Source organism: Streptomyces sp. Je 1-369, from assembly GCF_026810505.1.
Taxonomy (GTDB): Bacteria; Actinomycetota; Actinomycetes; order Streptomycetales; family Streptomycetaceae; genus Streptomyces.
This window is the reverse complement of the sequence record NZ_CP101750.1, coordinates 3,015,851-3,033,255: the sequence shown is the minus strand read 5'-3', so window position 1 is coordinate 3,033,255 and position 17,405 is coordinate 3,015,851. Positions and strand designations below refer to the sequence as shown.

Annotated in this window: 17 protein-coding genes and 2 tRNA genes; 15 read left to right on the top strand and 4 right to left on the bottom strand. The window is 71.2% G+C overall.

Annotated elements, in window-relative coordinates:
- Positions 1 to 72: 72 nt before the first annotated feature.
- The 4 genes from NOO62_RS13845 to NOO62_RS13830 all read left to right on the top strand — a co-directional run bounded on the left by NOO62_RS13845 (position 73) and on the right by NOO62_RS13830 (position 3,785).
- Positions 73 to 552, top strand: a complete 480-nt coding sequence (locus NOO62_RS13845) for a hypothetical protein (RefSeq protein WP_398969979.1) — start codon at positions 73 to 75, stop codon at positions 550 to 552.
- A gap of 88 nt (positions 553 to 640) precedes the next feature.
- Positions 641 to 1,933 (top strand): glutamate-5-semialdehyde dehydrogenase, encoded by a 1,293-nt coding sequence (locus NOO62_RS13840; RefSeq protein ID WP_268771197.1) that lies wholly within the window; start codon positions 641 to 643, stop codon positions 1,931 to 1,933.
- Positions 1,934 to 1,983: 50 nt separating this feature from the next.
- The gene (locus NOO62_RS13835) at positions 1,984 to 2,598 is read left to right on the top strand and encodes a hypothetical protein (protein ID WP_268771196.1); all 615 of its coding nucleotides are present in this window, start codon (positions 1,984 to 1,986) and stop codon (positions 2,596 to 2,598) included.
- An 80-nt stretch (positions 2,599 to 2,678) separates the two neighbouring features.
- Positions 2,679 to 3,785, top strand: a complete 1,107-nt coding sequence (locus NOO62_RS13830) for a hypothetical protein (RefSeq protein ID WP_268771195.1) — start codon at positions 2,679 to 2,681, stop codon at positions 3,783 to 3,785.
- 6 nt (positions 3,786 to 3,791) lie between these two features.
- Here NOO62_RS13830 and NOO62_RS13825 read toward each other — a convergent pair whose 3' ends face one another.
- On the bottom strand, positions 3,792 to 4,904 hold the full coding sequence (locus NOO62_RS13825; protein ID WP_268771194.1) for a M48 family metallopeptidase: 1,113 nt from the start codon (positions 4,902 to 4,904) through the stop codon (positions 3,792 to 3,794).
- 99 nt (positions 4,905 to 5,003) lie between these two features.
- On the opposite strand from NOO62_RS13825, the gene NOO62_RS13820 reads away from it, so the two are divergent.
- The 9 genes from NOO62_RS13820 to NOO62_RS13780 all read left to right on the top strand — a co-directional run bounded on the left by NOO62_RS13820 (position 5,004) and on the right by NOO62_RS13780 (position 9,853).
- Entirely contained in the window at positions 5,004 to 5,276 is a 273-nt protein-coding gene (locus NOO62_RS13820; RefSeq protein WP_268775978.1) for a hypothetical protein, read from the top strand.
- 86 nt (positions 5,277 to 5,362) lie between these two features.
- Positions 5,363 to 5,527 (top strand): hypothetical protein, encoded by a 165-nt coding sequence (locus NOO62_RS13815; RefSeq protein WP_268771193.1) that lies wholly within the window; start codon positions 5,363 to 5,365, stop codon positions 5,525 to 5,527.
- Positions 5,528 to 5,565: 38 nt separating this feature from the next.
- Positions 5,566 to 6,204 (top strand): nicotinate-nucleotide adenylyltransferase, encoded by a 639-nt coding sequence (nadD, locus tag NOO62_RS13810; protein ID WP_268771192.1) that lies wholly within the window; start codon positions 5,566 to 5,568, stop codon positions 6,202 to 6,204.
- 16 nt (positions 6,205 to 6,220) lie between these two features.
- Positions 6,221 to 7,927 (top strand): LCP family protein, encoded by a 1,707-nt coding sequence (locus NOO62_RS13805; protein ID WP_268771191.1) that lies wholly within the window; start codon positions 6,221 to 6,223, stop codon positions 7,925 to 7,927.
- 122 nt (positions 7,928 to 8,049) lie between these two features.
- On the top strand, positions 8,050 to 8,493 hold the full coding sequence (gene rsfS, locus NOO62_RS13800) for a ribosome silencing factor (RefSeq protein WP_268771190.1): 444 nt from the start codon (positions 8,050 to 8,052) through the stop codon (positions 8,491 to 8,493).
- Complete coding sequence (locus tag NOO62_RS13795; RefSeq protein ID WP_268771189.1) at positions 8,490 to 9,131, top strand: histidine phosphatase family protein; 642 nt, start codon at positions 8,490 to 8,492, stop codon at positions 9,129 to 9,131. Before rsfS ends, NOO62_RS13795 begins: the two co-directional genes overlap by 4 nt.
- A 93-nt stretch (positions 9,132 to 9,224) precedes the next feature.
- Positions 9,225 to 9,297 (top strand) — tRNA-Ala (locus NOO62_RS13790).
- 136 nt (positions 9,298 to 9,433) lie between these two features.
- Positions 9,434 to 9,616 carry an IS1 family transposase gene (locus NOO62_RS13785; RefSeq protein WP_150184076.1) on the top strand — a complete coding sequence of 61 codons (183 nt, stop codon included), beginning with the start codon at positions 9,434 to 9,436 and terminating at the stop codon, positions 9,614 to 9,616.
- A 3-nt stretch (positions 9,617 to 9,619) separates the two neighbouring features.
- On the top strand, positions 9,620 to 9,853 hold the full coding sequence (locus NOO62_RS13780) for a hypothetical protein (RefSeq protein ID WP_016643127.1): 234 nt from the start codon (positions 9,620 to 9,622) through the stop codon (positions 9,851 to 9,853).
- Here NOO62_RS13780 and NOO62_RS13775 read toward each other — a convergent pair.
- Entirely contained in the window at positions 9,822 to 11,036 is a 1,215-nt protein-coding gene (locus NOO62_RS13775; RefSeq protein ID WP_268771188.1) for a glycosyltransferase 87 family protein, read from the bottom strand. The genes NOO62_RS13780 and NOO62_RS13775 overlap by 32 nt on opposite strands.
- 121 nt (positions 11,037 to 11,157) lie before the next feature.
- Between NOO62_RS13775 and NOO62_RS13770 the strand changes: the two genes are divergently transcribed.
- Positions 11,158 to 11,230 (top strand) — tRNA-Ala (locus NOO62_RS13770).
- Positions 11,231 to 11,288: 58 nt separating this feature from the next.
- Here NOO62_RS13770 and NOO62_RS13765 read toward each other — a convergent pair.
- Positions 11,289 to 12,881: a ferredoxin gene (locus NOO62_RS13765; RefSeq protein WP_268771187.1), complete on the bottom strand. Its 1,593-nt coding sequence runs from the start codon at positions 12,879 to 12,881 to the stop codon at positions 11,289 to 11,291.
- Positions 12,878 to 13,966 (bottom strand): hypothetical protein, encoded by a 1,089-nt coding sequence (locus NOO62_RS13760; protein ID WP_268771186.1) that lies wholly within the window; start codon positions 13,964 to 13,966, stop codon positions 12,878 to 12,880. Before NOO62_RS13760 ends, NOO62_RS13765 begins: the two co-directional genes overlap by 4 nt.
- 397 nt (positions 13,967 to 14,363) lie before the next feature.
- Between NOO62_RS13760 and leuS the strand changes: the two genes are divergently transcribed.
- A complete protein-coding gene (gene leuS, locus NOO62_RS13755) occupies positions 14,364 to 17,264 on the top strand; it encodes a leucine--tRNA ligase (RefSeq protein WP_268771185.1) in 2,901 nt (966 codons plus the stop codon).
- Positions 17,265 to 17,405 lie beyond the last annotated feature (141 nt).

Here is a 17,405-nt window from a genome sequence, read left to right as displayed (position 1 = left end):
TTTGTTGAAGACAGTTCTGCACGACCGTTGCGTATCGGCACACCATTGCGTAAGGAGGCCGTCGTGAGACGAGTGCGCCCTGGGGCGGCGTCCCGCGGCTCGGCTGAGCGGACGCTGACGAGCGTCGCCGCGGGGACGGCGTACGAGAGCGATCCGCACGGATCACGCGTGGCCGACGCGGGCGAGAACCGGGAGAGCGATCCGGTGGAGACGCCCCGCCTGTGGCACGTCACGCTGAGCGTCTCGGGCACCGAAGCGCCGTTGGACGAGGTCAGGCGGGGTCTCGAACAGCTCGCCCACGACCATCCCTTTCTGCTCACCAGCAGGTACGCGCCGGACCACGCGGAGATCCGTTACTGGGAGGAGGCCCGCGACCTGCACGACGCGGCCGCGGTCGCCCTGCGCCTGTGGGGCGAGCACCGGCAGAGCGCCCAGCTGCCCCCGTGGGAGATCGTGGGGCTCGAGGTGATCGGACGCGACACTTATCACCAACGCATCGCGGAGGGTTACGGACCGTTACCGGCCGCCCCCGTCGGCGTGCACCCCTTTTGAGCCGTAGTCCCACGGGGCACCGGACGGACCGGTCTCGGGGAATGGGATACCGGGTGGACGCCCCACGCGCGGGGATTACCCTGCGGGCATGACGTCGCTCTCTCCCGTCTCGCCCTACGACAACCTCTCGCCGGTCGCCCAGGCCGCCTACCGCGCCCGCGGCGCCGCCGCCACGCTCGCCCCGCTGCCGCGGTCCGTCAAGGACGACGCGCTGCTCGCGATCGCCGACGCGCTCGAGGTGCGGACCGCCGAGATCGTCGAGGCCAACGGCAAGGACACGGAGCGCGCCCGCGAGGCCGGCACCGGCGAGTCCATCGTCGACCGGCTCACCCTCACCCCCGAGCGGGTCCGCGCCATCGCCGCCGACGTGCGCGACGTGGCCGCCCTGCCCGACCCGGTCGGCGAGGTCGTCCGCGGCTCGACGCTCCCCAACGGCATCGACCTGCGCCAGGTCCGCGTCCCGCTCGGCGTCGTCGGGATCATCTACGAGGCCCGCCCCAACGTCACCGTGGACGCGGCGGCCCTCTGCCTCAAGTCCGGCAACGCCGTCCTGCTCCGCGGCTCGTCCTCGGCGTACGCGTCGAACACGGCCCTCGTGCGCGTCCTGCGCGACGCGGTGCACGGCGCCGGGCTGCCCGCCGACGCCGTCCAGCTCGTCCCGGGCGAGAACCGCGAGTCCGTGCGCGAGCTCATGCGGGCCCGCGGCCTCGTCGACGTCCTCATCCCGCGCGGCGGCGCCTCGCTGATCAAGACGGTCGTCGAGGAGTCCATCGTCCCCGTCATCGAGACCGGCACCGGCAACTGCCACGTCTACGTGGACGCCGCGGCCGACATCGACATGGCCGTCGACATCCTCATCAACTCCAAGGCGCAGCGCCCCAGCGTCTGCAACGCCGCCGAGACCCTGCTCGTGCACCGGGACATCGCCGACGCGTTCCTGCCGCGCGCCCTGGACGCCCTCGCCGAGGCCGGCGTCACCGTCCACGCCGACGAGCGCGTCATCACGTACGCCGAGGGCAGCAAGGCCACCGTCGTCCCCGCGGCCACCGAGGACTGGGAGACCGAGTACCTCTCGTACGACATCGCGGCCGCCGTCGTCGACACGCTGGAGCAGGCCGTCGAGCACATCCGGCTGTGGACCTCCGGGCACACCGAGGCCATCGTCACCACCTCGCAGCAGGCCGCCCGCCGCTTCACCCAGCTCGTCGACTCCACCACGGTCGCCGTGAACGCCTCGACACGCTTCACCGACGGCGGCCAGTTCGGTTTCGGCGCCGAGATCGGCATCTCCACCCAGAAGCTGCACGCGCGCGGCCCCATGGGGCTGCCCGAGCTGACCTCCACCAAGTACATCGTCACGGGCGACGGTCACATCCGCTGAATTCCCCTGCGCCCTGCCCAAATTGACCCTTCCAGGTCTAGGCTGGAGGGGTGCCGGAGGACGTGGGGGGCACGCCGTCGTTCCCTGACGGCTGGGAGCCCGACGACGACCGCGACCGCGGGGGTGCGGACGAAGAGTTCGCCTCCGTGGTCTTCGACGAGGACTTCGTGCGAGCCGCGGAGGTCCATGAACCGACCGCGGTGGAGCGGCTGTTGGCCGCTGCCGAGGCGCGCGCCGAGGCCTCCGAGGCGGAGGCCCGCCGGGCACGCACCCGCGGCCGGAGCCACGACGCGGCGGACGACGAGCTCTTCGAGGACGGCTTCGGCCCCGACGACGGCACCGAGTTCGGCCGCGACGACGACCTCGACGATGCCTACGAACGCGACCTCCCGGGCGGGGGGTACGGCCGCCCGGGCCGCCACCCCGGACAGGTCCGCTGGCACCGCCCCATAGCCTGGATGCTCGCCCTCCTGATGGGCATAGGCATGGTCGCCCTCGCCTTCACCGCCGTCTACCGAGGGGCCTCGTCGGGCGGCCAGGGCCAGGTGCCCGCGCCCGCCTCCACCGAGGTCGGGCAGAGCGCCGACAGCGAAACGTCGCCGAGCCCCTCCGTCTCCGCCGAGTTCAGCCAGTCCGCGGTGCCCGCGACGCCACGTACGCCCTGAGGCGCACAGCGTGATGAGTTGTCAGAACTTGTCGTGTACCAGGGCGTTTACCTGACGGCCCGGAGACCTACTCTGAAGGTATGGGCGGGCCAGGAGATCCACCCGCGGGGACACCCGAGGGCGCTGCCGGTGGCGGCGAGGACGAGTACCGAGCGGTTGTCTTCGACGAGTCGTTCGTGCGGGCTGCCCGCCTCCAGGAGTTCTCCGCGCAGGAGCGCATGGGCGACCACACGCGCGCCGTGCGCCGCCGCCCCGGGCTGCACCGCACGCTCTCCCGCCAGCTGCTGATCCTCGTCGTGCTGATCGCCGTCGCCTTCGGCACCGCGATCTACATGGGCCTGCGCAGCCCGTACCAGTCCCCGGCCGCCAAGCGCCCCGAACCCCTGCGCATGACGGTGACGCCCCTCGCCCCGGCCGGCCGCGTGCCCGGCTCGAAGAGCGTCTCCGACCTCTACGCACACAGCCCCGCCGCCGAGTTCCGCGTGGGCGCGGGCGGCATCAACCTCCCGCCCGCGCGCCGCACTTCGCACTTCTCGGACAGTCAGGTGATGGGGGCGCTCGTCACCGCCAAGGACTACCTGGTCGAGTCCGCGCTCGACCCGGACGTGCTCGCGGGCGGCTCCCCGCGCGACGTACGCCTCCTGATCGACCCGCAGCAGTACGCCCAGTTCGACCGGAGCTTCAACCGTCCGGCGGCCGACGGGCGGCACGCGGCGACGGGCTGGCTCGTGCGGTTCGACCCGGCGCGGGCCGCGCTCGCCGACCACCGGGTGCGGACCGACGGCACGCTGCGGATCGTCGAGACCGACAAGAACACGCTCGAGGTGACCTCGGACCACACGTTCGTGTACGCGCTGCGGGAGGTCGACCGCGGGGGCGCCGAGCGCGCCAAGGGCGCCGATGACGAGCGGGCGCGGACGTCGCTGTTCACCGTCCGCCGCGAGCTGCACTTCCGCTTCGACCGCGACGACCTGCGCATGCACCGCGCCGAGGTGTTCACCTCCGCCACGCAGGCGGGCCCGCTCGCCTGCGCCGCCGAGTCGGCGAGCCACCTGCGGCCGCTGCTCGCCGGGCAGAAGGCGAAGACGGGCGGCCCGGCGGGCACCGATCCGTACGCGACCGGGGGCGCGACGCCGCTCTGCGGCTCTCTCGCGGCGTCGGCCCAGCCCTCGCTCTCCGCGTCCTGAGCGGACCTACGGCTGCTTGTCCTCGGGGGCACCGCCGTTGTCGCTCCGGCCGGTGCCGCTCTGTCCGGTGCCGCTCTGTCCTGAGAACTTGCCGCGGAGCCTGCCGCCGAGGTCGCCCGCGCCGCCCGCGAGGTCGTTGACCAGCTTCATCAGCGGGTCCTTGCTGCCGCGCACGTCGTCGGCGTACGACGAGGCCGACTGCCGGAAGGAGTCGGAGACCGAGGTGTCCTTGTCCTCGTCGCGGCGCGGGTAGTGACCGTCCATGATCCGCTGGAAGTCGCGGGACTCGGCCCACTTCTTCAGCTCGGCGGCACGGACCGCGGCGAAGGGGTGCGTGCGCGGCAGCACGTTGAGGATCTTCAGGACGGAGTCGCGCAGGTCGCCCCCGGCCTCGTACTCCTCGGCCTGCTCCAGGAACGCGTCCACGTTCATCTCGTGCAGGTGGTTGCCGCCCGCCAGCTTCATCAGGCCGCGCATCGAGGCCTTCAGGTCCTGTCCGACCAGCAGGCCCGCCCGGTCCGCCGACAGCTCGGACTTGCGGAACCACTCGCGCAGCGCCGTCACGATCGCCATGATCGCGACGTTGCCGAGCGGGATCCAGGCGACCTTCAGGGCGAGATTCGTCAGGAACAGCAGGATCGTGCGGTAGACGGCGTGGCCGGAGAGGGCGTGGCCCACCTCGTGGCCGACGACCGCCCGCATCTCCTCCTCGTCGAGCAGCTCGACCAGGCCCGTGGTCACGACGATGATCGGCTCGTCGAGGCCGATGCACATCGCGTTCGGATTCGGGTCCTGGTTCACGTACATCGGCGGGACCTTCTCCAGGTCCAGGATGTAACAGGCGTCCCGCAGCATGGTGTTGAGGTGCGCGAACTGCGCGTCGGACACCCGCACGGAGTCCGACAGGAACAGGAGCCTCAGGCTCCGCTCGGGGAGCAGGCCGCTGAGGGCCTTGAAGACCGTGTCGAAGCCGCTGAGCTTGCGCAGGGCCACCAGGGCCGAGCGGTCCGCCGGGTGCTCGTAGGCCCGCGACGAGATGCCGGGAAAGCGCCTGCGCTGCCGGCTCGGCACCCGCTCGTGGCCCTCGCCGCCCCCGCCGTGCTGGTTGTCGTCGGTCATGCCGCATCCCCCATGTCTCGTCCTCTCGTGCCCCCGAGGTGGGGCCAAGCCTAGGCGGAGATACCGTGACAGGGCAGCACACAGAAGGAGTCTTCCGTCATGGAGCACAACCCTGGGGCCGACTGGCTCACGGAGGCGGCCAAGGCCGCGGAGCAGCAGGGGCCGGGCAATCTGCTGCGGATCGTGCTGATCGTCATGGTCGTCGGATGCGTACTGGTCGGCTGGTTCCTGTTGCGGGGGTACCGGCAGGGGGCCGGGGGCGCGGGCGCCGACGACAACGTCGGTGAGGACGCCGGCAAGGGTGCCGACACAGACACCGAGAAGGGTGCGGCCGAGGACGCCGACAAGGGTGCCGACCACCGCAACGGCTGAGTCGGCGTAAGGCGGAACGGGCCTGCCGCTTACGATGGGCCGGAAGTCTTTATGTCCATCCCACCTCCGGATAGGTCCTGCCTGAGATGAGTCTCCACAGCAACGCCGCCCAGCTGGTCACTCTCGCCTCCGAGGGCGGCGAGCACGGCGGCAACCACGAAAGCCTCAGCCCCCTCATCACCGGCGGAGGCGCGTTCGTGATCCTCCTGCTGCTCCTGTGGATCACCACCCGCTTCAACCGGGACCGCTGAAACAGAGCCCGTCCGCCGGGCCGGTAGGGTCTGCACGCATGGGAGAGCAGGACATGCCTACCGGTCCGGAGACCGGTCCGGTGAGCAACGGCAAGCGCCGCCTCGGCGTCATGGGCGGAACGTTTGATCCGATCCACCACGGACACCTCGTGGCGGCCAGTGAGGTCGCCGCGCAATTCCACCTCGACGAGGTGGTGTTCGTGCCGACCGGCCAGCCGTGGCAGAAGAGCGACAAGCAGGTCTCGCCCGCCGAGGACCGTTATCTGATGACGGTCATCGCGACGGCGGAGAACCCGCAGTTCTCGGTCAGCCGCATCGACCTCGACCGCGGCGGGGCCACGTACACCACGGACACGCTGCGCGATCTGCGTGCCCTCAACCCCGACACGGACCTCTTCTTCATCACGGGCGCCGACGCCCTCGGCCAGATCCTCACCTGGCGCGACACGGAAGAGCTGTTCTCCCTCGCGCACTTCATCGGGGTCACCCGGCCGGGCCACACGCTGGCCGACCCCGGGCTGCCCAAGGGCGGTGTCTCCCTGGTGGAGGTGCCCGCCCTGGCCATCTCGTCCACGGACTGCCGCGCCCGGGTCGCCAAGGGCGATCCGGTCTGGTACCTGGTGCCCGACGGCGTGGTGCGTTATATCGACAAGCGTGAGCTGTACCGCGGCGAATGAGCCGAGAGGGGCACCGGTGAACGACCGACAGTACGACCCTTATGCGGGCAGTGACCCGTATGCGGGCGAGTACGCGGGTGAGTACGCGGGTGAGTACGCGGCCGACCAGTACCAGGTCGTCGGGTACGACGAGTACGGGCGGCCGGTGTACCAGCAGGTTCAGCAGCCCCAGCAGTCGCAGCAGCCGCAGGTGCCTCAGCAGTCCCAGGGGTACGGGTACGACCCGTACGCGGGTGGGCAGCAGGGGTACGACGTGTACGGCGGTGCCGGGACCTCGTACGACAACACGGGCAGCCCCTACGGGACGGCCACTCCCCAGGACACCGCCTGGATTCCGCAGCAACAGCAGCAACAGCAGCAACAGCAGCAGCAACAGCAGCAACCCGAGCCACCGGCACCGGAGCCTGCGCCCGCTCCCGCTCCCACACCCCCGTCCCCGCCCCGTCGCGAGCAGCCCGGTGAGTACAAGACCGAGCAGTTCTCGTTCATCGAGGAGCCGGACGAAGAATCCGAAGACGTCATCGACTGGCTGAAGTTCACCGAGAGCCGCACCGAGCGGCGCGAGGAGGCCAAGCGGCGCGGGCGTTCCCGGGTCGTCGCGCTCGTCGTGGTCCTCGCCCTGGTGATCGCCGGCGGTGTCGGCTACCTGTGGTTCGCGGGCAAGCTCCCGGGCCAGTCCGGCGGCGAAGGCGGCGCGGCCGCCGCGTCAGGACCGCAGAAGCGCGACGTGATCGTCCTGCACCTGCACAACACCAAGGGCGGCGGCACCTCGACCGCGCTCCTGGTGAACAACGCCACCACGGAGCGGGGGGCCACCGTCCTGCTGCCCAACACCCTCGCCGTGTCGGACGACGACGGGACGCCGACGACGCTCGGCAAGTCCGTGGACGACGACGGCTCGACCGGCACCCGCGACGCGATCGACACGGTGCTCGGCACCCAGGTCGAGGGCACGTGGCGGCTTGACACCCCGTACCTGGAGAACCTCGTCGAACTCGTCGGCAACATCGACATCGACACGAACGCCGACGTGCCCGACCCCAAGGCCAAGAACGGCGAGGCGCCCCTCGTCAAGAAGGGCGAGCAGCAGACCCTGAGCGGCCGGATGGCCGTCGCCTACGCCACCTACCGCGCGTCCGGCGAGCGGGAGGCCGACCAGCTGCAGCGCTTCGGAGCGGTCATGCAGGGCGTGCTGCGCAAGCTGTCGTCGGACCCGCAGGCGGCCACGACCACCGTGCAGTCGCTCGCCCAGATCCTCGACCCGTCGCTGGAGGACAAGGACCTCGGCGCCTTCCTGGCCAAGCTCGCCGACCGCGCGAAGGGCGGCGACTACAAGACGACGCTGCTGCCGGTGGGACAGGGCGGCACGCTGACCGACGGCGCCGGGGAGGCCGTGGTCAAGGAGGTGCTCGGCGGTGCGGTGCGGAGTCCGGACAAGGACGCGGCCGTACGGGTCGGCGTGAAGAACGCCTCCGGGAAGAAGGGCGCGGCCCAGCACGCCCGGGTCTCCCTCGTCAACGGCGGCTACACCTTCATCGACGGCGGCGCGGGCCCGGCGGCCCAGCCCGCATCGCAGGTCACCTACGCCGACGCGGACAAGAAGGAGCAGGCCACCGAGGTCGCCAAGACCCTCGGCCTGCCGGTGAGCGCGGTCCGCAAGGGGAGCACGGCGGGCAACGCCGACGTCTCCGTAGTGCTCGGACAGGACTACAGGACCGGGTGAGAGCGGTCGGCGCGGGCGGTGCCTGACGGCCCGCGCCGGAGCGGTGACGTAATCGTCTGGGGCGCTGTCGGCGGTCCGTGAGACCCTTGGGGTGTATCCACCAGCCGAAGGAAAGCTCACTAGTGACCGCCACGGACCGCTCCACCGAGCTCATCACCGTCGCCGCCCAGGCGGCGGCCGACAAGCTCGCGCACGACATCATCGCGTACGACGTCAGCGACGTGCTGTCGATCACGGACGCCTTCCTGCTCGCCTCCGCACCCAACGACCGCCAGGTCAAGTCGATCGTCGACGAGATCGAGGAGCAGCTGAACAAGCAGCTCGGCGCCAAGCCGGTCCGCCGTGAGGGCGACCGCGACGCCCGCTGGATCCTCCTCGACTACGTGGACATCGTGGTGCACGTCCAGCACAGCGAGGAGCGTGTCTTCTACGCGCTCGAGCGCCTCTGGAAGGACTGCCCCGAGATCGACCTGCCGGAGGACGCCAAGTCGACCCGCGGCAAGGCCGCCGAGCACGCCGAGCAGCAGGCCGCGGAGGAGGCCGACCTGGACGGTGAGCTGCGGTGACCCACCGCGGCCCGCGCATCATCCTCTGGCGGCACGGGCAGACGGCGTGGAACCTGGAGCGCCGCTTCCAGGGCTCCACGGACATCCAGCTGACCGAGACGGGCGTCGCCCAGGCCAAGCGCGCCGCCCGGCTGCTCGCGTCTCTGAAGCCGGACGCCATCGTCGCCTCCGACCTCAAGCGCGCCGCGGCCACGGCGGGTGAGCTCTCCGCGATCACCGGCCTCCCCGTCACGCACGAGGAGGCGCTCCGTGAGACGTATGCGGGGGCGTGGCAGGGCCTGACGCACGACGAGATCATCGCTCGCTTCGGCGACCAGTACGCCGCGTGGAAGCGCGGCGAGGCCGTGCGCCGCGGCGGCGGCGAGCTGGAGACCGAGGTCGCCGACCGGGCCGCCCCCATTGTCCTGCGCCACACCGAGAAGCTGCCCGAGGACGGCACGCTGGTGGTGGTCAGCCACGGCGGCACGATCCGTACGACGATCGGCCGTCTCCTCGGCCTCGAACCCCACCACTGGGAGGGGCTCGGCGGCCTCACCAACTGCTGCTGGTCGGTCCTCGGCCGCGGCGCGCGGGGCTGGCGGCTGCTTGAGCACAACGCCGGCACGCTGCCGGAACCGGTGCTCGGCGACGACGACTGAGCCTGCCGGTGAGCGCCCGGACCCGGATTTCACATTCCGGCTGGTCGCAGGCTAAAGTTCTTCTTGTTCGCCCGCCGAGCGGGAAGAACGCAAGGGGCTATAGCTCAGTTGGTAGAGCGCCTGCATGGCATGCAGGAGGTCAGGAGTTCAATTCTCCTTAGCTCCACAGTCCCGGAAATCCCGTCCCCATCAGGGGGCGGGATTTTTCTGTGCGCTCCGCCACGACCTCCTCCCCCCGGGCCGCGCAGACCGTGGCAGAATCGGACGGCCGGAAGGGGACGCCCGACGGGAGGGAGAGAGCGATGCCTGCGAGCATCTTCGGAGAGGTCGACCACCCCTCCGAAGCGGCGGCGGTACGAGAACGGTCCGCGCTCCGCACGCTCCTCGACTGCCCTTCCTGCGGCTCGTCCCACGTCGCCCAAGTACTCGGTGACAACGGCGGAGTCTCGTACGTGTGCACCGCCTGCGGCCACAGCTGGAGCTGATCGATGGGTGCACACCGGCGGAAATGCGATTGGTGCGGCAGTGGTACGCCGATCGTCCGCGACATGGAACCGGTCAACCCGGACTACCAGTACTGGTGCGAGGAATGCGCACGGGCGCTGATCATAAAAGGCGACCCCATCGAGACGTACCGCGAGCTCGAGGGGGAGCCGATCTACGGCAGGCTCCTCGACGAGCACTGCACCCTCAAGCGGTTCTACTCGTTCGCCACCGCGTGACGGCAGCACACAAGAACGCAAAAGCGGTCACTACGTAGAGGGCGGACAGCGTCATCTGGCCATAGTTCTGGTCGAGTTCGAGCCGCCCCACTCCATGCGGCACCCACCACAGGGCGTACGAGCAGAACACCAGGTACACGGCCCCGACCGCCGTCCGCCTCGCCCGCTCGCCCCCGCGCACCGCCTCCGCCCGCAGGAGCAGCACCATCGGCACGCACCACACCCAGTGGTGCGACCACGACACGGGGCTCACCAGGAGCGCCGTGGCGGCGCAGCAGAGCGCCGCCCAGGCCCTTTCCCCGCGCAGCGCGGCGGCCACCGCCACCGCGAGGCCGAGCGCGCCGGCCGCGGCGGCCGCGAGAGCCCAGGGGGTGCCGGGCTCCCCGGTGTGCAGGAGCCGCGCCAGGACGCCGCGCAGCGACTGGTTCGCGGTGTCCTCGGCCAGCCCGACGCGGCCCGCCTCGAAGACCATCCGGGTCCAGAACCGCCGCGAGTCGTACGGCAGGACGACGGCCGCGAGAAGCGTCGCCCCGGCGAACGCCACGGCCGCCACGCACGCGTGCCGCACGGCCGCCCGCCACGGCCCGCGCCGCACGGCCTCGGCGGCCCCGGTGAGCAGCAGGAGGACCGCGAAGAGCGCGGGCGTGAGCTTGATCGCCGCCGCGACGCCGATGCCCACGCCCGCCCAGCGGTGCCCGGGACGCCGGGACAGGTCCCACAGGACGAGGACGGCGAGCAGCAGGTTGATCTGGCCGTAGCGCAGCGTCGTCCACACCGGCTCGCACCACACGACGAGGGCGGACGCCCACAGAACGCTCTCCACGCGCGCGTGCCGTTCGCCGTGGACCAACCGTAGGGACAGGTGCACGAGGGCGATCAGGAGCGCCAGGTTCCCCAGCGTCGCGAGGGTCCGCATGACCGCCGTGTCCAGCAGGGTCAGGGGCGTGAAGAGCAGCGCGGCGAACGGCGGGTATGTGGTGGGCAGATGGGCCTCGGTGGTGCGCAGCGCGTAGAGGTCGCCGCCCGCGCGCACGGTCTCGCCCTCGGCCCGGTAGACCATGAGGTCGATCATCGAGACGTCAGCGGCGCGCTGGGCGAGCCAGAAGGCCGTGAAGGAGAGCAGGCAGGCCCCGGCGGCCAGTGGCACGCGGCGGCGGGCGGCGGGGAGCGCGAGCACGGTCACGAAGGCTGACAGTACCGCCCGTAACCACCCAGACCGGAGCAGACCGGAAACGATTTGGTGGAGCACGGGTATGACCGTGTAATGTTGGCGAAGCCGCCGGGGAAACCGGGCGGACAGGCAAGGGGCTATAGCTCAGTTGGTAGAGCGCCTGCATGGCATGCAGGAGGTCAGGAGTTCAATTCTCCTTAGCTCCACAGGATATGAGCGGGCCACCCGAATCGGGTGGCCCGCTTTTTCATGCCTTGTCGTCTCCTATTGCCGTCCGCTGCCGAGTGCGCGACGACTTCGGCCCGGCGGGACCGCCGCGGGCAATGTCGTGCGGGACGGGGAAGCCTCCTTCGCTGCCTCCTCGATGCGCAGGGCGAGCGCGGGGCAGCGCCGCACGGCCCGGGTGGCGCGCGCTTCGGAGTATCGCGGTACGGACGCCTCCGCTACCGAAGGAAAGCCGTCCGGGCCCAGCTGGATCAGCTCCGGGACGATGTCCGCGCAGAGACCGTGCCCCTGGCAGAGCGTCCAGTCGACGGCCAGCGTGCGGCCACTGGGGGCCTCTGTCGGCGGCGTGTCCTCCTGGAGAGGGAGGACGCCCTCGACGGGACGGCCGCATCCGCCGCCCAGGACGTGCGCGGCGAGGTCGTCCGTGAACGCCGAGATCGACGACTCCAGGAAGGCCGCCGAGCCGTCCGGGTGCTTGCACGCGCCGCGCCGCTTCACGGCCCGGGTCACCTCGCGCAGCGCTTCGAGAGCGGTCGGCCCGCCGCCGTGGAGGACGTCGGCGAGACCTCGGGCGGCCGCGGGCAGGCCGAGGTAGCAGGGGCCGCACTGTCCGCTGCTCTCGGCGGCCAGCCAGTGCGCGATCCGCAGCGACTCGCCCAGCGGGCAGGTGCCCTCGCCGATCGGCAGGATCGCGCCCGCGCCGAGCGCGCCCCCGCACGCGTCCAGGGAGGCGCGGGAGACCACGGCGTCGTGGGCCGTCATCCCGTCGAGCCACCTGCCGTGATAGCCGCCCGTCAGCACTCCCTGGGGGAGGGCCGGTGCGCCGGCGAGCTGGAGGACGTACTGCAGAGGCACTCCGGTGGGCACCTCGACGACCATCGGCCGGGCGACCGCCCCGGAGAGGGTCAGCAGGACGGTGCCGGGTTCGTCGCGCAGGCCGGTGCGGCAGTAGCGGTCGGCGCCGGTCCGTGCGGCGACGGCGAGCTGGGCGAAGGTCTCCGCGTTGGAGAGCAGGGTGGGGGCGCCGCCCACTCCGGAGTCGGACGTCCGCACCTTGCGGCCCGGCGGCAGTGGCGGTCCGCCGTCCGCCGAGCGGACGAGGGCGGAGGACTCCCCGGTGACCATGCGCACCGGATTGCGCTGCACGCGCGCGCGGAGGGCCGACCCGCGCCGGTCGCCGAGTCCGCGCTCGGCCAGTGCGGTGCGCATCGACGCCTCGGTCGAGTCACGGGTCACACCGACGACCAGGGTGCGCGCCCCGATCGCCTCGGCGGCGAGGAGGGCGCCGTCGAGGATGAGGTGCGGCGCGCGGTTGATCAGGACGGTGTCCTTGCGGCAGGCGGGCTCGTCCTCGCTGCCGTTGACGACGACCACGGGGCGTATGCCGCGGCGGATCGCCGCGTCGGCGACGGACCGCAGCTTCCGGGCGAAGGGGAAGCCCGCGCCGCCGCGGCCCCGCAGCGCGATGTCCTCGGCGAGGCGGGCGAGCGGTTCGCCCGCCATCGGCTCCAGCGGGCCGTGCACCTTCAGGTGCATGGAGAGGTCGAGGCGTTCGACGAGGTCGAAGCCCGAGGTGAGCAGGGGCAGGCCGACGACGCGGACTTCGGGGACGTCGGGGAGCGAGGCGTTCACGGGTGGCCTCCGGTGGCGGCGTTCCAGGGCTCGCCCGTGCTGGGGGCCTGAAAGGGCCGGTACAGCGGTTCGGTGGCGGGGCCGCTGTCGTACGCGGGGTCGAGGGGAGCGTCGTACGACGGGTCGTAGACGGGCTGGGGCGTGGTGTCGTACGTCGGCTGGGGTGCGACGTAGGGGGACTCGGCGGGTAGCGGCGGGGAGGGCGCGGGCCAGCGCCCCGCGGGGTCGGCGCGGGGCGGCGGGGGTGCGGTGACGGTCAGGGCGCGGTAGGCCGCGGAGATGCCGACCACGGGGTCCGCGGCGGGGGCGGGGGCGTTGGTGCCGGGCAGCGGGGCGGAGAGGGTGTCCCGCGCGGGAGGCTCTTCCTGGCGCGGGGCGGCGCGTTCCGGTTCGAGCAGGGCGAGGACGCGGGCGGCGACCTTCCGCTTGACCGGGGGCGGTGCCGCGCGGAGGGCGACCGCTCCGGCGACCGCGACCAGGCACAGCGCGTACAGAGTGACCACCCAGGGCTTGGGCTCACGGCCCGCGTACAGGCCGTGGATCAGCGCCGAGCACCAGGCGGGGTAGGCGAGCATGTGCATCGCCCGCCAGCGCGACGCGATCCGCGCGGGAGAGGCGAAGGCGCTCCGGAGGGCTCCGGTGACGGCCGTGGTGACCATCAGGAGGCCCGCGAGCGAGCCGAGCCCGATGAGTCCGGCGCTGCCCGTGACGCCGAGCCCGAAGGGCATCAGGGCGCCGAACAGCGACACGTGGTCGAGCGCGACCTTGACGGTGCCGTGCAGGAGCAGGAAGCCGACGGAGGCGATCGCGGTGGCGCGGTGCACGGCCTGGGCGAGCAGGCGCTGGCGGGAGTGCAGGAACAGGCGGTCGGTGGCCACCAGGCCCCAGACCACGGCGGCGGTCAGTGAGACCAGGGAGAGGACGCCGGCGGTGAAGTCGATGGCGGCCCGCAGGGCGTCACCGCCCGCGAAGACGAGCAGGGGTATCAGGAGCAGTGCGCCGATGCCCAGGGCCCGTGGAGCGGGTGACCGGGCGGCGGAACGCGGGAGGGAACGGCTCTTGCGGTGCGGGTGCAGAGGGTTCATGGGGGCGGCTCCGAGATGGTTCGGTCCGCCGCATGCTAAGTCGCTCCATACCGGTGGGTACGGGGTTTGAGTTATTGCGTTGTTATCAAAGTGCGACACGATCTTGGTGTTGCCCCGATAGTGGGCGGTACGCGGAGTAACCCTTGGCCAATGCTTGGGAGTGGTGGCGTCCGCATGCCGGGCCGCGGAAGCTCGTCGCGGGCCGCGGGAGGGCTGCGGTACCCTGGCGCCATGCGTGCCGTACGCCTTCTGCTTAGCGGGCCGCGCTGATCAGTCCCGACCGCCGGTGAATCGCGGTCGGAATCGGCGCGGCGTCCCCTCCTGTGCGAGGGGCATTTTTGTTTGACCAGCACGGTCAATTCCGCAGGCAGAGACGATCGATGGAGCTTTGAGGATCATGAGCGAGACGAATTCTGCTGCCCCCTCCGAGGTGGCCGCGCCGCACCGCTACACGGCCGCTCTGGCCGCTGACATCGAGGCACGCTGGCAGGACTTCTGGGACGCCGACGGCACCTACGAGGCGCCGAACCCGAACGGCGACATGGCCGCGCGGGACGAGGCGGAGGCCGCGCTGGTCGCCAAGCCCAAGAAGTTCATCATGGACATGTTCCCGTACCCCTCCGGAGCGGGCCTGCACGTCGGCCACCCCCTGGGATACATCGCCACGGACGTCTTCGCGCGCTTCCAGCGCATGACAGGACACAACGTCCTGCACACCCTGGGCTTCGACGCCTTCGGCCTGCCCGCCGAGCAGTACGCGGTGCAGACCGGCACCCACCCGCGGGTCTCCACCGAGGCCAACATCGAGAACATGAAGGCCCAGCTGCGCGCGCTGGGCCTGGGCCACGACAAGCGGCGCTCGTTCGCGACGATCGACCCCGAGTACTACAAGTGGACCCAGTGGATCTTCGTCCAGATCTTCAACTCCTGGTACGACGCCGACGCCGCGAAGGCCCGCCCGATCGCCGACCTCGTCGCCCAGTTCGAGAGCGGTGAGCGCGCCGTACCGGACTCCACGCGCGCGTGGAGCGAGCTGGACGCCGTCGAGCGCGCCGAGGTGCTGAGCCAGTACCGCCTGGCCTACGCCTCCGACGCGCCCGTCAACTGGTGCCCCGGCCTGGGCACCGTCCTGGCCAACGAGGAAGTCACCGCCGACGGCCGCTCCGAGCGCGGCAACTTCCCCGTCTTCAAGTCCAAGCTGCGCCAGTGGAACATGCGCATCACCGCGTACGCCGACCGCCTGCTGGACGACCTGGACGCGCTGGACTGGCCCGAGGCCATCAAGCTGCAGCAGCGCAACTGGATCGGCCGCTCCGAAGGCGCCCGCGTGCGCTTCCCCGTGGGCATCGAGGGCGACGGGATCACCGTCTTCACCACCCGCCAGGACACCCTGTTCGGCGCGACCTACATGGTCCTGGCGCCCGAGCACGACCTGGTCGACACGGTCATCCCGGACACCTGGCCCGAGGGCACCCACGAGACGTGGACCGGCGGGCACGCCACCCCGGCCGAGGCCGTCGCCAAGTACCGCGCGTTCGCCGCCGCCAAGTCCGACGTCGAGCGCCAGGCCGACGCCAAGGAGAAGACCGGCGTCTTCACCGGCGTCTACGCCACCAACCCGGTCAGCGGCGAGCAGGTCCCGGTCTTCATCGCCGACTACGTACTGATGGGTTACGGCACCGGCGCGATCATGGCCGTCCCGGCGCACGACAGCCGCGACTTCGCCTTCGCGCGCGCCTTCAACCTGCCGATGCGCTGCGTGGTGGAGCCCTCCGACGACCGCGGCACCGACACCAGGACGTGGGACGACGCCTTCTCCTCCTACGAGGCGAAGCTGATCAACTCCGCGAACCAGGAGATCTCCCTCGACGGCATGGACGTCACGGGCGCCAAGGCCCGCATCACCGGCTGGCTGGCCACCCGCGGCATCGGCGAGGGCACCGTCAACTTCCGCCTGCGCGACTGGCTGTTCAGCCGCCAGCGCTACTGGGGCGAGCCCTTCCCGATCGTCTACGACGAGGACGGCGTCGCCCACGCGCTGCCCGAGTCGATGCTGCCCCTGGAGCTGCCGGAGGTCGACGACTACTCCCCGCGCACCTTCGACCCGGACGACGCGAACACCTCTCCGGAGACGCCGCTCTCCCGCAACGAGGACTGGGTCCACGTCACCCTGGACCTGGGCGACGGCCCGCGCACCTACCGCCGCGAGACCAACACCATGCCCAACTGGGCGGGCTCGTGCTGGTACGAGCTGCGCTACCTGGACCCGCGCAACGACCAGCAGCTGGTCGACCCGGCCGTCGAGCAGTACTGGATGGGCCCGCGCGAAGGCCAGCCGACCGGCGGCGTCGACCTGTACGTGGGCGGTGCCGAGCACGCGGTACTGCACCTGCTGTACGCGCGCTTCTGGTCGAAGGTCCTGTTCGACCTGGGCCACATCTCGTCCGCCGAGCCGTTCCACAAGCTGTACAACCAGGGCATGATCCAGGCCTACGTCTACCGGGACAGCCGCGGCTTCCCGGTGCCGGCCACCGAGGTCGAGGAGCGCGACGGCAAGTTCTTCTTCGAGGGCGAGCCGGTCAAGCGCGAGCTGGGCAAGATGGGCAAGTCCCTGAAGAACGCCGTCACGCCGGACGAGATCTGCGACGAGTACGGCGCGGACACCCTGCGCCTGTACGAGATGGCCATGGGCCCCCTGGACGTGTCGCGTCCCTGGGACACGCGCGCGGTCGTCGGTCAGTACCGCCTGCTGCAGCGGCTGTGGCGCCTGATCGTCGACGAGTCGACCGGTGAGGTCACCGTCGCCGACGTCGCCGAGGCGGACATCGACGAGTCCACCCTGCGCGCCCTGCACAAGGCCATCGACGGGGTGCGCCAAGACCTGGACGGCATGCGGTTCAACACCGCGATCGCCAAGATCACCGAGCTGAACAACCACCTGACGAAGGTGGGCGGCTCGGTGCCGAAGTCGGTCGCGGAGCGCCTGGTGCTGCTGATCGCGCCCCTGGCCCCGCACATCGCCGAGGAACTGTGGCGCAAGCTGGGCCACACCGACTCGGTGGTCCACCGGGACTTCCCGGTCGCCGACCCGGCGTACGTCGTGGACGAGTCCGTGACCTGCGTCGTGCAGATCAAGGGCAAGGTCAAGGCGCGCCTGGAGGTCTCCCCGGCCATCTCCGACGCCGAGCTGGAGAAGGTGGCGCTGGCCGACGAGAGGGTCGTGGCGGCGCTGGACGGCGCGGGGATCCGCAAGGTGATCGTGCGGGCGCCGAAGCTGGTGAACATCGTTCCTGCGTGACGGTTCGCTCAGGACCGTTCCGAGGATTCGCGCAGGACCGTTCTGAGGGAGCGGTATAGGGGTCTTCCCTTACGGGCAGGTTGGGGGTTCCGCTGGAACCTCCGACCTGCCTTCTCCGTTTACGGTGGAAGAGGCCGATGG

Coding starts and splice junctions, on each gene's coding strand:
- NOO62_RS13840 (WP_268771197.1), top strand. CDS start 641: ATGACGTCGCTCTCTCCCGTCTCGCCCTACGACAACCTCTCGCCGGTC.
- NOO62_RS13830 (WP_268771195.1), top strand. CDS start 2,679: ATGGGCGGGCCAGGAGATCCACCCGCGGGGACACCCGAGGGCGCTGCC.
- NOO62_RS13815 (WP_268771193.1), top strand. CDS start 5,363: ATGAGTCTCCACAGCAACGCCGCCCAGCTGGTCACTCTCGCCTCCGAG.
- NOO62_RS13820 (WP_268775978.1), top strand. CDS start 5,004: ATGGAGCACAACCCTGGGGCCGACTGGCTCACGGAGGCGGCCAAGGCC.
- NOO62_RS13825 (WP_268771194.1), bottom strand. CDS start 4,904: ATGACCGACGACAACCAGCACGGCGGGGGCGGCGAGGGCCACGAGCGG.
- leuS (WP_268771185.1), top strand. CDS start 14,364: ATGAGCGAGACGAATTCTGCTGCCCCCTCCGAGGTGGCCGCGCCGCAC.
- NOO62_RS13760 (WP_268771186.1), bottom strand. CDS start 13,966: ATGAACCCTCTGCACCCGCACCGCAAGAGCCGTTCCCTCCCGCGTTCC.
- nadD (WP_268771192.1), top strand. CDS start 5,566: ATGGGAGAGCAGGACATGCCTACCGGTCCGGAGACCGGTCCGGTGAGC.
- NOO62_RS13780 (WP_016643127.1), top strand. CDS start 9,620: ATGGGTGCACACCGGCGGAAATGCGATTGGTGCGGCAGTGGTACGCCG.
- NOO62_RS13785 (WP_150184076.1), top strand. CDS start 9,434: ATGCCTGCGAGCATCTTCGGAGAGGTCGACCACCCCTCCGAAGCGGCG.